At 31.0% G+C, this 12,338-nt stretch carries 13 protein-coding genes and 3 pseudogenes; 6 read left to right on the plus strand and 10 right to left on the minus strand.

Annotation, left to right across the window (positions count from 1 at the left end; genetic code table 11):
• Positions 1-248 precede the first annotated feature (248 nt).
• The 6 genes from JQN76_RS01460 to JQN76_RS01485 all read right to left on the minus strand — a co-directional run bounded on the left by JQN76_RS01460 (position 249) and on the right by JQN76_RS01485 (position 5,731).
• Positions 249-953 (minus strand): superantigen-like protein SSL5, encoded by a 705-nt coding sequence (locus JQN76_RS01460; RefSeq protein WP_000784251.1) that lies wholly within the window; start codon positions 951-953, stop codon positions 249-251.
• Between the two features lie 363 nt (positions 954-1,316).
• Complete coding sequence (locus JQN76_RS01465; protein ID WP_001836653.1) at positions 1,317-2,348, minus strand: superantigen-like protein SSL4; 1,032 nt, start codon at positions 2,346-2,348, stop codon at positions 1,317-1,319.
• A gap of 108 nt (positions 2,349-2,456) precedes the next feature.
• Complete coding sequence (locus JQN76_RS01470; protein ID WP_031797543.1) at positions 2,457-2,594, minus strand: hypothetical protein; 138 nt, start codon at positions 2,592-2,594, stop codon at positions 2,457-2,459.
• Between the two features lie 118 nt (positions 2,595-2,712).
• Positions 2,713-3,783 carry a superantigen-like protein SSL3 gene (locus JQN76_RS01475; RefSeq protein ID WP_000784034.1) on the minus strand — a complete coding sequence of 357 codons (1,071 nt, stop codon included), beginning with the start codon at positions 3,781-3,783 and terminating at the stop codon, positions 2,713-2,715.
• Positions 3,784-4,071: 288 nt separating this feature from the next.
• Positions 4,072-4,767: a superantigen-like protein SSL2 gene (locus JQN76_RS01480; protein WP_000782622.1), complete on the minus strand. Its 696-nt coding sequence runs from the start codon at positions 4,765-4,767 to the stop codon at positions 4,072-4,074.
• A gap of 283 nt (positions 4,768-5,050) precedes the next feature.
• A complete protein-coding gene (locus tag JQN76_RS01485) occupies positions 5,051-5,731 on the minus strand; it encodes a superantigen-like protein SSL1 (protein ID WP_000668996.1) in 681 nt (226 codons plus the stop codon).
• 470 nt (positions 5,732-6,201) lie between these two features.
• On the opposite strand from JQN76_RS01485, the gene JQN76_RS01490 reads away from it, so the two are divergent.
• Positions 6,202-7,047 carry an SDR family oxidoreductase gene (locus tag JQN76_RS01490; protein WP_001024391.1) on the plus strand — a complete coding sequence of 282 codons (846 nt, stop codon included), beginning with the start codon at positions 6,202-6,204 and terminating at the stop codon, positions 7,045-7,047.
• 18 nt (positions 7,048-7,065) lie between these two features.
• Entirely contained in the window at positions 7,066-7,425 is a 360-nt protein-coding gene (locus tag JQN76_RS01495) for a DUF1304 domain-containing protein (protein WP_001021614.1), read from the plus strand.
• Positions 7,426-7,854: 429 nt separating this feature from the next.
• On the opposite strand, the gene JQN76_RS01500 is transcribed toward JQN76_RS01495, so the two are convergent.
• Both JQN76_RS01500 and JQN76_RS01505 read right to left on the minus strand, forming a co-directional pair.
• A complete protein-coding gene (locus tag JQN76_RS01500) occupies positions 7,855-8,337 on the minus strand; it encodes a 2-thiouracil desulfurase family protein (RefSeq protein ID WP_205397781.1) in 483 nt (160 codons plus the stop codon).
• A gap of 46 nt (positions 8,338-8,383) precedes the next feature.
• Positions 8,384-8,791: a DUF2992 family protein gene (locus JQN76_RS01505; protein ID WP_000423534.1), complete on the minus strand. Its 408-nt coding sequence runs from the start codon at positions 8,789-8,791 to the stop codon at positions 8,384-8,386.
• Positions 8,792-9,153: 362 nt separating this feature from the next.
• Here JQN76_RS01505 and JQN76_RS01510 point away from each other — a divergent pair, with 362 nt between their 5' ends.
• Positions 9,154-9,306 (plus strand): hypothetical protein, encoded by a 153-nt coding sequence (locus JQN76_RS01510; RefSeq protein ID WP_000248843.1) that lies wholly within the window; start codon positions 9,154-9,156, stop codon positions 9,304-9,306.
• 305 nt (positions 9,307-9,611) lie between these two features.
• Positions 9,612-9,725, plus strand: a pseudogene (locus tag JQN76_RS14105) (IS3-like element IS655 family transposase); the annotation flags it as partial.
• 79 nt (positions 9,726-9,804) lie between these two features.
• Here JQN76_RS14105 and JQN76_RS14110 read toward each other — a convergent pair.
• Positions 9,805-9,946 (minus strand): annotated as a pseudogene (locus JQN76_RS14110) (primase alpha helix C-terminal domain-containing protein); the annotation flags it as partial.
• A gap of 22 nt (positions 9,947-9,968) precedes the next feature.
• A pseudogene (locus tag JQN76_RS14115) lies at positions 9,969-10,088 on the minus strand (type II toxin-antitoxin system toxin TscT); the annotation flags it as partial.
• A 511-nt stretch (positions 10,089-10,599) separates the two neighbouring features.
• Between JQN76_RS14115 and JQN76_RS01520 the strand changes: the two are divergent.
• Positions 10,600-11,304 carry a type II toxin-antitoxin system PemK/MazF family toxin gene (locus tag JQN76_RS01520; RefSeq protein ID WP_000041883.1) on the plus strand — a complete coding sequence of 235 codons (705 nt, stop codon included), beginning with the start codon at positions 10,600-10,602 and terminating at the stop codon, positions 11,302-11,304.
• A gap of 392 nt (positions 11,305-11,696) precedes the next feature.
• The gene (locus tag JQN76_RS01525; RefSeq protein ID WP_000551776.1) at positions 11,697-12,233 is read left to right on the plus strand and encodes a hypothetical protein; all 537 of its coding nucleotides are present in this window, start codon (positions 11,697-11,699) and stop codon (positions 12,231-12,233) included.
• Positions 12,234-12,338 lie beyond the last annotated feature (105 nt).

Below are 12,338 nucleotides of genomic sequence, written 5' to 3' on the forward strand. Positions count from 1 at the left end.
TTATTTTTTATAACACAATGCTAATTTTTTAACTATTCACACTTTCCCTCAATTTAATTATGTTTTCCACATTGTTTCATGTCACGAAAAGGACAACGCGCGACTATAGGTATCAACTATTTCCAAAATTTTGATCATGAACCCTCTTCTATTTTTCATCTCTCCAACACAAAAAAGAAGCTAAGCAACTTATGTTGCCTAACTCCTCTATACTATCCATATTTTACTATTATCCATATTTCATTGCATTATCTAATGTTGGCTTCTATTTTTTCAATATTTCTACCGTCAATGACGTCACTCATGCGATTTGTTTGTAATTTTTTATTAAGTTCAAACGTATAATAGCCGCCATCTTTCATTATCACTTTTATCTTACTATCTTTAGGAAACTTTTTATACAGATCAAAATTTTGAATTAAATACTGTCTCAATTTAAAGTCGAGTTCTTTAAGTGAAATCTCTTCTTTATAAATGTAGTGTACTCTACCGTACGTAGCAATACCGTCACCTTCATCTCTCTTGATTTGAAATCTTGGTGCGTTTATATAATCATAATAAGCGTCTTGATTTTTCTTAGTGACACCACCATATGAAAACACTGTGCCATTACGGTTTTCCGCTTCTTTAACAACAAATATGTCTAATCCCGGATTTTTGCGTGCTTTAAATCTTTCAATATCTTTACCAAATATCTGTACTCTTGTGAATTTTCTATTTTTATCAAAGATAAGGTAATGCTTGCCACCTTTGCTATAACGATAACCAGTAACATTTTTAAGTTCCTTACTTGCGCCACTATAGTAATCTCTTAAGTCAAAAATATCTTTTGTCACATTTTCATATTTTGCTTCATGTTCACTCGCATTTACAGTTTGATGCGTTGATGTTATTGTTCCTGTTGCTAAAATACCTAGTGCTAAACTTGCTTTCGCAATTGCTGTCATTTTCATAGTTGTATGCTCCATTCGTAATTATTAGATTTGTTCGCTTACGTCTATTGAATCATACAGCTTTATTATAGTTGGCGTATTTGACCTTTCACATTAAACCATCTTTAATAATCATTGAATCATTATTAAGTAAATTAAGGAATCTATAATGTTCGTTAAATAAAACTGATCCCGTTGTGCTTCACACCCGATAGATAGGGATTTACAGATAAATTCAGGACTCTTCCACGTCATATTTGGACCCATCGAAAATTCGGGTTCTCAAATCATCGAACATAACAAAAGAAGCTAAGCAACATGTAGGCCGTTGTCACTTAACTTCTTGTTTTTCCGATGACAGCTTCTATTTAGAGAATGTCATGATTATTTTATATTCACTTCAATGTTATCAATATTAGTGCCATCTATGACATCTGCCATGCGATTTTCTTGTAATTTTTTGTGCAATTCAAACGTGTACTTTCCACCGTTTTTCATTTTAATAACAATTTTACCTGAACCAACGTTACCGTACAGATTATTTTTTTCAATAAGTTGTTTTCTCAATTTAAAATCAAGTTCTTTCAAGGAAATCTGCTCTTTAGTAATCTTGAATTCTGAAACATCATGAGAGATTATACCTTTATTATCTTCCTTAGTAATTCTTACTCCTGCTTTGTGATCAACTTTTTTACTATTACTCTTTGTGATACCACCGACAGAATATTTTTCCAGATTGTAATTATTTTCTTCTAAAACGACAAATACATCGACATTCCTATGTACTCCTTCACCATATTTTTTATCGTCTTTACCAACTAAAGCAATTTTATATATGAAATAATCTGGAACAACATTCATAAATCTTATTGTCGTCCATTTTTTTAAAATAATACCAATCTCATTTTTAAATTCTATACTTGGTTTCGTATAATACGCTCTTAAATCTTTAAATTTAGGATTTATTTCTGTTGGTACTTGTTTTGTGGTTGGCGATTGTGGTGGTGATGTGTCTACATTAGACGAAGGTGGTGTTGTCGCGTTTGGTTTTGATTGCGGTGCTTCTACTTTAGTTGAGAGCGGTGTTGATTGTGGTACTTCCACTTTAGTTGAAGATGGTGTTGTCGCGTTTGCTGCTTGTTGCGGTGTTTCCACTTTAGTTGAAGGCGAAGTTGGTGGATTTGGTGTTTGTTGTGGTGTTTCCACTTTAGTTGAAGATGGTGTTGTCGCGTTTGCTGCTTGCGTTGTTTCCACTTTAGTTGAAGGCGGTGTTGTCGCATTTGCTGTTTGTTGCGGTGCTTCCACTTTAGTTGAAGATGGTGTTGTTGCATTTGCTGCTTGCGTTGTCGTTGTGATTACACCTGTTGTTAAAAGGCCTAGTGCTAAACTTGTTTTAGCAATCGTTGTTATTTTCATAGTTGTATGCTCCATTCATAATTATTAGATTTGTTCGATTACATTCATTGAATCATACAGCTTTATTATAGATGGCGTATTGCTCCATTCACATTAAATCTTGTTTAACTATATTTGAATCATCGTTAAGTAAATTAAGAAATCCATAATGTTCGTTAAATAAAAATGATTTTGATGTGATTCAACACTTGGCACATTTGAGGTTCCGTCACTTTTAAGACATAGAAATGCCACTTTTGCAAACAAATGAATATTCGTCTTTTTACATCATTGCGCATAATAAAAGAAGCTAAGCAACATGTAAACCGTTGTCACTTAACTTCTTGTTTTTCCGATGTCAGCTTCTATTTAGAGAACGTCATGATTATTTTATATTCACTTCAATTTTATCAATGTTTGTACCTTCTATGACATCTGCCATACGATGCTCTTGCAGTTTTTTGTGTAATTCAAACGTATACTTCCCACCGTTTTTCATTTTAATAACGATTGTTCCTGAACCCATGTTACCGTAAAGATTATGTTTTTCAATAAGTTGTTTTCTCAATTTAAAATCAAGCTCTTTCAAGGAAATCTCTTCCTTAGTAATCATGTATTCTGAAACATCGCGTGAAATCATACCTTGATTATCTTTTTTAGTAATGCTTAATTCTGCTTTGTGATCAACTTTTTTACTATTAGTCTTCGTGATGCCACCGACAGAATATTTTTTCAATTGATATTTATTGTCTTCTAAAACGATAAATACATCGATATTATCGTAAGGTCCATCTTTATATTTTTTCTCATCTTTTCCAACTAAAGCTATTTTATAGATGAACCTATTTGGAATAACATTCATAAACCTAACCGTCGTCCATGGTTTGAGCATAAATCCAAACTGCTTTTCAAATTCAAAACTCGGTTTTGTATAATACGCTCTTAAATCTTCATATTTAGGAGTCATATCTGTTTGTGCTTGTTTTATGTTTGGAGATTGTGGTGTGTCTGATTTAGTAGATTGCATTGGTTGTGGCGTGTTTGTTGATGGAGGTGTTGTCACTCTAGTTTTCGGCGTTGTGGATTCGGTTGTCGTTTGTGATTGTTCTTGTTTAGGCGCTGGCGTTGCTGATATATTAAGCAATTTCTGCGCTTCTTGTTTAGGTTGTGATACTTTTTCTATTTTGGAAGTTGAAGTTTTTTCCTCATTAGTATTTGGTGCCTTTTCGAGTTTAGGCGTGCGTTCTTGTCCTGTTTTAGCTGCTTGTGTTGTTACTGTATTTGCACCTGCTGTTATGTTTATCATTGCTAATCGCTCTGCTTTAAGCGTTGATATTTTGTCAACTTTAGTTGATTGTACTTTTTCTGCTTTGACCGATTGCGTCGTTACTGTAATTGCGCCTGTTGTTAAAAGCCCTAGTGCTAAACTGGTTTTAGCAATTGTTCTCATTTTCATAATTGTATGCTCCAATCTATATTATATTCGATTGTCTTTTTACGTAATTTGAATCATACAACATCATTATAGATGGCGTTCTAAGATAATCACATTAAACCCCTTTTAACAATTATTGAAGTATTATTAAGTAATTTAAGCAAAAAATAATGAGTGATTATGAGATTAATATAGCGTTTCTATGTGCCTTTGAAATGATTTTTAAGCATTAAAAAGAAGTTAAGCAACGTTTGATCATCACTTAACCTCTCTATTTCAATTTCAAATTATTTCGTCGTCAAGTTTGTGTTATGCTTTTCTAACTTTGATTTCAATTCTATCAATATCTGTGACATTGATAACATCGGACATACGGTCTTCTTGTAACTTTTTATCCAATTCAAATGTATACTTTCCATAGTATTTCTTTTTGACGGTAATTTTTCCTGTACTCATTTCACCGTAAAGACCATAATTATCAATAAGGTATTTTCTTAATTTAAAATCAATCTCTTTCAATGACATTGCTTCTTTATCTATTTTAAATGGGAAAAAGTCATAATCATATTCACCAATATGATCTGCTTTAATAACTCTTGCTTCTGCTATTAGGTCGACAGCTTTATCGTTTGCACTTGTGATACCCCCAATAGAGTACTTCGCACCTTCAAATCTCTTATCCTCATTAACGTAAAATATATTAAGATTACGATGTACACCCGTATGATAATGTTGCTTATCTTTGCCAATTAAAGCAAGATTATTAACAGAATTACCATCTATGATATTCATAAATTTAATACTTGGTTGAATGAAACTGATATAACCTGTCACATTTTTATATTCAATACTAGGTTGAGTATAATAAGCTTTTAATTTTTTGCTATTTTCACTTATTACAATAGGTTTCTTTTCGGCATGAACTGGTTTTTCCGTTGTAGTGTTTACACCTGTTGCTAATATTCCTAATAACAAACTTATTTTTGCAATATTTTTCATTTTCATAGTTGTATTCTCCAATCTATTATAATTAGATTGTTTTATTACGTAATTTGAATCATACACCCATATTATAGGAGCTGTATTCGGATATTCACATTAACCTGTTTTTAACTATTCATAAAATATGATTAAGCTATTTAAGCAAAAGATAATGCGTGGTGCGACTGTTTGTGTGAGTTTTGTAACTTTTCCCCTCAAAAAAGAAGCTAAGCAACAGTACGTCGCTTAACTTCCATAGTTTCTATAACAAGCACTATTCAACATAGCGCTTTGTTGTTAGAATGTATTATTTAATTTCTACTAGAATTTTTTGTATTTGTCTGCCGTCGATAGAATCACCCATACGTTCTTTTTCAAGTTTTTGACTTAAATCGATAGTATGTGATTTGCCATCTTTCATTGTAATTGTAATTCGACCTTGTTTAAGACCATTTGAATACAAGCCATGTTGCTTAATTGCACGTTCTCGTAATCTATAATCAAGTTCTTTTAATGAGATGTCTTCTTTATAAATTTGGTATAGACTACTTTGTGGTTCTTCTTTACCTTTCTTGATTTCAAGGATTGGTGTGTGTATATAGTCAATAAAAGGTTGACTGTTTGTTTTTGTTACGCCACCAATTGAGTAATTCGCAGCTTGCCTACTGTCACCTTCCCTAACGACAAATATATCTAGACCTGGATTATTTCCTTCTTTAAATTTATCTTTATCCGGACCTAGTAACGATATTTGATAATACTGATGATCTGTTGCGACTTCCATATAATCTTTACCATTTTCAGTATATTTATATCCAGTCACATTTTTACGCTCGAAAAATGGTTTATTATAATAGTGTTTCAACTCTGATTCACTTTGTTGTTTAACTTCTGTTTTCGCTTGTACTGATTGTATATTCGACGTTATTACACCTGTTGCTAACATTCCCAATGCTAAACTTGCTTTTGCTATCGCTTTAAATTTCATAATTTTTAGCCCCAATCTATTTAAATTTGATTTTTCAATTACGTAATATGAACAATCTACCTACATTATATTGAGGCGCTATCCCCTTTCAAATTAAACCTCATTTAACTAAACTTGAATCATTGTTAAGGTAATTAATAAAATGCTAACTGTTATTAATCAATTCTTATCCTACGAGACTCATTTTTATACAATTCACACTTTATACCATTTTATTTTAAAAAATGTAAAAGTTTCAGACACAAAAATGACACCATATCGTCGCAGTACCATGTCAAAATTTTCAAAGATCATGGTGACACGCATCAACTAAAACGCGTCATTATGGTATTTTCAACATTAATAACATATACGTATTTACTATACACGACGACAATAAATACAGATTACAATTTTTTATAAAATCAAATGTTTTGAAAACCATCGAATAAGTATTATGTTATGTATATAAAGATTAGGAGATGAAGTGAATGAATATTATGTTAACAGGTGCTACAGGTCATTTAGGCACACATATTACAAATCAAGCCATTGCAAATCACATAGATCATTTTCACATTGGTGTTAGAAATGTTGAGAAAGTTCCAGAAGATTGGCGTGGAAAAGTTTCTGTTCGACAATTAGATTATTTTAATCAAGAAAGCATGGTAGAAGCATTTAAAGGAATGGATACCGTTGTGTTTATTCCAAGTATTATTCATCCATCATTCAAACGTATTCCTGAAGTGGAAAATTTAGTATATGCGGCAAAGCAAAGTGGCGTTGCTCATATCATTTTCATAGGTTATTACGCAGATCAGCATAATAATCCATTCCATATGAGTCCTTATTTTGGTTATGCAACACGTCTATTGGCAACAAGTGGCATTGACTATACCTATGTAAGAATGGCAATGTACATGGATCCACTTAAACCATATTTACCAGAATTGATGAATATGCATAAACTGATTTATCCAGCTGGTGATGGTCGTATTAATTATATTACTAGAAATGATATTGCTAGAGGTGTCATTGCTATTATTAAAAATCCAGATACTTGGGGCAAACGCTATTTATTATCAGGCTACAGTTATGATATGAAAGAACTTGCTGCAATTTTATCTGAGGCATCAGGCACAGAAATTAAATATGAGCCCGTTTCATTAGAGACATTTGCAGAAATGTACGATGAACCTAAAGGCTTTGGTGCATTATTGGCATCAATGTACGACGCAGGAGCAAGAGGACTATTAGACCAAGAATCCAATGATTTCCAACAATTAGTCAATGATCAACCACAGACACTGCAATCATTTTTACAAGAAAATATTTAATACTAAAGGAGCGTTACAGTGAATATCATCTCGACAATTTTAATCATATTTGTAGCAATAGAGTTTTTCTATATTATGTACCTTGAAACGATTGCTACAACTTCCAAAAAGACTAGCGAGACATTTAATATAAGCGTCGATAAGTTGAAAGACAAAAATATTAACGTACTTTTGAAGAACCAAGGCGTATATAACGGTTTAATCGGAATTTTGCTAATATACGGTTTGTTTATCAGCAGTAATCCAAAAGAAATATGCGCAGCTATTTTAGTGTATATCATTGGCGTTGCTATTTATGGTGGCCTTTCAAGCAATATTAGTATCTTTTTCAAACAAGGCACATTGCCAGTATTGGCACTTATATCAATGCTTTGGTAAGTATTGGGGTTTGGGGATTTGGAGATGTAGTCGGAGGTTTGGAGGATTTAAGAATTTGAGTGATTTGGGTGTGGACTTTAGACTCAGAGTATTTCATCCTAATTATTTCAAGCAGAGGTGACAGTAGCGTTGCCTCTGTTTCCTTATAGAAAAATTATTTAATGAAGAAAACCCATATCTGATTTAATTTTCAGTTGATAAATACTCCATATATTAGAATGGCTACTTTATCTATTGCATCAATCCTTTAAAACAAAAAACCCATGATTTCGAAATTCCCGTATGGTGGGGTTCCTACTCTCATGGATCAGTTAAATAAATATTATCACTATAAGTTTATTATTTCAATATTATTCAGGATATTTAAAAAACATTTCATAAAACATCGCACAACTTAAACACTTGGTTTATTACGTATATCCTCAATACTTACTTTTCATGTACTATCGTTTCAATCATGTTTTGGTCAAAAAACGTATTTTCATCATATACGTTTATACCTTCATTAATGAGTAAAGCAGTTGCCACACCTATACCCTTTTTCTTATTTCCTGTAAAATTCCCATCATATATTTCTTGAGATCCACAAGATGGACTATTTGCTTTTAAAATAACTGTATCACATTGATATTTTTTCAAAATTTTTAATGTAACTATTGCTCCATGTTTATAATCATCAGTTACGTCTTTGTTCGAAATAGTAACAACCTTTGCAGCATCATTCCACACATCAAAACCATCGCCACCAATAATTTCTGCAGGTTCTCTAGGAATTAATAATCCACCAAGTAATTCTGGACATGCGTGAATAGCTTTTCCGCTGTCTATTAATTTTTTCAATCTAACATCCAATTGATTGCCACCATCGTATCTTACATTTTCGCCTATCAAACACGAACTAATTAAAATCATCCCAACCACCTATAAATCATTTTGCTTTAATTTATTTGTCGTATTGCTAATGCCCCTTATGCTTCTCTTTTGCTTTAACCTTTTTAATTTCTCTTTTTCTTTTTCGAAATGCATCACGTTTTTCTTTATAGTTCTTCCGCTTTTGCTTTTTCTTTAATTCTAATTCTTTCTTAATAGCTATTTGTGCTTGGGTAGAGTATTTAGGTTTCTTTTGCTCCTTAGCAATTTGTCTTTGTAGCCTTTTCGGGTTTACTTTTCTAGAAATATTTTTCGTATAAACAATAGTTTGCACATCATCAATCATTTTCATTAATTGATGATGAATAAAATCCAATACCTCTATATCATCAGGTTCATTCCCAAATGTGTATTGGATAAATTTTGATTTATTTCCCATTTTATATTCTACCAATGCTACAAAAAATTGCCCATTGTAAAAAATAGATAGCTCCATGCTATCCCTTCTCTAGTTTAATTAGAAATGACGGACGACCCGAGGAGGAAGGTTACTGACAGTTTTAAAACTGCATTAGGACTACCAACCCAATTGTGTTTTTACACTTCTATATACAGAATATACGCCACAACGTTCCATGTAAACTGTAATTTTAAAAATTCACATTACAGAAGGTATATGTAAATAACGCTAATAAAATATTAACAGGGAAATACTTACACCCCATTAGTGTTGATTGGCATTGCATAACGCTTTTAAACAAATAATTTGGTAACAATAGGAAACGATTTACACAAAGGTAATTGTATAGTAAAATTATTTTATAATACTTAAATTGAATTGTACAATGAGTGAATATCATGGTACCAGAAGAAAAAGGTTCTATTACTTTGTCAAAAGAAGCAGCTATCATATTTGCAACTGCAAAATTCAAACCATTTCATAATAGAATTAAAAATACCCCACAAAAAACAAATCCATTTCTTAAATTACATGAAAACAAAAAATCTTAATCACTTTATTTATAGCATTTCTGATCTCAGAAATTTAATAAAGGACCACGCCCTCTTTCATAACTATATAAGTCAAGAAACCAAGAAATTCCAAACATCTTTAAACCCTTCAATAGCACATTTCCTAAAACATAAAGCAATAAAAATGAACGATCAAAATTCCATACGTACTTATGATGTGTCAGTGAGTCGTCTACACTTAATTGAACAAATTCTATGAGAATAGATATTGTTAAATTAAGAAAGTAGTCAATTTTATTATGACAAAAGAAAGAAGAACATTTAGTTCAGAGTTTAAGTTACAAATGGTTAGATTATATAAAAATGGTAAGCTTAAGAATGAAATTATACGCGAGTATGATTTAAAACCCTCAATTTTCTCAAATTCGATAAAACAACACCAAAATACTGGATCCTTCAATCATCAAGATAATTTAAAAAGTGATGAAAAAGAGTTAATAAAATTACGCAAAGAAGTTCAACATTTAAAAATGGAACATGTATCTGCTTTAAATCATTTACTTCATCGTAATAAAATACAATCACATATATATATGATATTTTTATAATTGCAGTGCTTTTTGATTAATTCGCCATGATTATTTTCACAGACTTTAATATCACCATACACAGCAATACCACTGAAACATGTATATCGCATTTTAATTTAATTTCATCCATTTTTGTGCGTCATTTAATTCGGTCGCCAAACTTATATCAGAAGATATTTTTTCTATTTCTTGAAACTTTTGTATAAGTTCACCAAATTCTTTTAAATGTACTAAATGATTTAATTAAATATAGTGTTTATATATATAACAGCAACAAAATTGATTGTGAATCTATATATGAAATAGAAAATTTTCTAACTTCAAATATTAGAGTTGATTTAGAAACTGAACTTTTTAAAGATACATTACTTGAAGATCCTAATTTATCTGATTATATAAAGAACCAATTTCCAACGATATGGAGAGACTAAAAGAAATAGTTTAAATTTATTTAATTTCAATAAAAACTCATAATAATATTTAAGTAAGTTAGATTGCTTTTAGCATTAGGAATTCGCTTATAATTAGATGTTCAATATAGACTTTTTTACACATACATGAACTATAAAAAGCGAATAAATAGGAGGTCATTGCGAAATTTGCTAAATACAAAATTGATGAGTTCCACCTAATAAAAATTGTTGGTTTTATAGTAACATCTATTTTCGTACCATTCATGTTAATTTCAGTGCTAATAATGCTGATATAAAGAAGAATAAATTGATTAGGAGAACACTATTTAATGTCTAAAAATATCAATCAAGCAAATAGTAAATTAAATACGTCAAACAAAAAACTAAAACAAGCTTATTCAAAATCCGATAGTAAAAACATGAAAGTTATATACATGCCTCATTGGCTAGAGTTTTATTCAATTGCTATACATAGCGATGTTACAAGCAATAAAAAAAGATATTATAAATCATATAGTAGAGGAACAGTGGTATATGTAAAACTAGGGAGTAATATTGGAAGTGAGTTTTCTGGTAATCATTTTTGTGTAATATTAGATAACAAAGACAATAAAGGAAAAGAAACAGTTACAATAGTTCCACTTTCTTCCAAAGGTAATAAAAATTATTTGAAGTTAAACGAATCGGTGCTAAATCTAACAGCAACAGATTTAAAAAAACAGATTATCGATATCAGTAGTAAAGTACAAGCATTAGCCCAAAAATATAGAGAAATTGACATTAAACTTAGCACAGAAGATAAAAAGCTTTTGTCTAACTTAAATCAAAAAGCTAATGAACTGTATAGAGTGATAGGTGTTTATTCCAAGCACAAAGGGAAAGATACATACGTTAATATATCAGCAATTACAACAATAAGCAAAAGACGTATAAGCAAAATAAATGATTCTGATCCTACTGGAACGATAATAATTTCAGAAGATGACATGAATGAAATCGAAAAGCAATTAAAGATAAAGTTCTTTTCTAATTGAATTGTAATATTACATCTGATATAATTGATTTACAAATTCCCGGTAACCATTCCGGCTTCATTCTCTTGAAGAATGACATATTCTCAGCGTTTTAGCTGAAGGTCAGATGATACGTCATCTGGCCTCTTTTTTTATATAAATGCCCTTTAAGTGAAATATACAACAATCTGCAATCAATATTAGACATCACAAAACACACAATAAATTACACAATGTGTTATAAGCCACATGTCACTATTATCGCAGCTAGCTGCGTCACTCAAAACGAATACGGAACGCGTTGGTTATTTCAATCATAATATTACTCTGCAAATACACAGCCCTGTAACCGAGTAAATGGATAGAGATTTGAACAAATGAAAACAATCAACTAATGGAAAGGATAAAATATTATGCACAACAATAATGAATTCAACAAAAAACTGAAAGATTTTATAGGTAGCGATAAACGGATGGCTTTAGTAAAGGGTTATGTTAACGAGTATAAATTAACAACTGTTTTAAGAGCTTTAAATAATTCCGATTACACAAAAGGGACGATACACACTCGTTCAATAGGCAACCTAAAACAAATAGTAGATAATCGAATTATTCCTAAAAATATAACTCAAAACACAATCTTCAAATTGAGTAATTTAACCTTAGAGGTTAACCTCTATGAAAGAAACACAATTTATCACGGAGACTTTGCTATTTACTATCCTGTAGAATCTGCTCTAATAATAGAAACAGATACTCCTAGGCTAATTAATCATATAAATAACAACCCAGTCCAAAAAATATTTATAATAACAACAAATGACTGGAGCTTTAATACACTTGAATTAGAAAAAATAGTAGACGAAACTATAATTTATGATTTAAAACAAGAAGATCCTAAACAATATGAAATTTTATATAAAAATAAACACGGAAAATTGCCTTATTGATGAATTAAAACGCAAACTTAGAACACCTTACCCCTTTTCCGTCCTTATTGTAATTTTCCAACTACTCAAATTAAAAACCACCCGTGCAAACAGGTGGTTTTATTA

Origin of the sequence: Staphylococcus sp. SM3655, assembly GCF_016917315.1 — a bacterium.
Lineage (GTDB): Bacteria > Bacillota > Bacilli > Staphylococcales > Staphylococcaceae > Staphylococcus > Staphylococcus aureus.

Excerpts from the sequence above, each read along its gene's own strand:
- JQN76_RS01475 (WP_000784034.1), bottom strand. The coding sequence starts at position 3,783 with ATGAAAATGAGAACAATTGCTAAAACCAGTTTAGCACTAGGGCTTTTA.
- JQN76_RS01490 (WP_001024391.1), top strand. The coding sequence starts at position 6,202 with ATGAATATTATGTTAACAGGTGCTACAGGTCATTTAGGCACACATATT.
- JQN76_RS01505 (WP_000423534.1), bottom strand. The coding sequence starts at position 8,791 with ATGGAGCTATCTATTTTTTACAATGGGCAATTTTTTGTAGCATTGGTA.
- JQN76_RS01485 (WP_000668996.1), bottom strand. The coding sequence starts at position 5,731 with ATGAAATTTAAAGCGATAGCAAAAGCAAGTTTAGCATTGGGAATGTTA.
- JQN76_RS01525 (WP_000551776.1), top strand. The coding sequence starts at position 11,697 with ATGCACAACAATAATGAATTCAACAAAAAACTGAAAGATTTTATAGGT.
- JQN76_RS01510 (WP_000248843.1), top strand. The coding sequence starts at position 9,154 with ATGGTACCAGAAGAAAAAGGTTCTATTACTTTGTCAAAAGAAGCAGCT.
- JQN76_RS01465 (WP_001836653.1), bottom strand. The coding sequence starts at position 2,348 with ATGAAAATAACAACGATTGCTAAAACAAGTTTAGCACTAGGCCTTTTA.
- JQN76_RS01480 (WP_000782622.1), bottom strand. The coding sequence starts at position 4,767 with ATGAAAATGAAAAATATTGCAAAAATAAGTTTGTTATTAGGAATATTA.
- JQN76_RS01520 (WP_000041883.1), top strand. The coding sequence starts at position 10,600 with ATGTCTAAAAATATCAATCAAGCAAATAGTAAATTAAATACGTCAAAC.
- JQN76_RS01460 (WP_000784251.1), bottom strand. The coding sequence starts at position 953 with ATGAAAATGACAGCAATTGCGAAAGCAAGTTTAGCACTAGGTATTTTA.
- JQN76_RS01500 (WP_205397781.1), bottom strand. The coding sequence starts at position 8,337 with ATGATTTTAATTAGTTCGTGTTTGATAGGCGAAAATGTAAGATACGAT.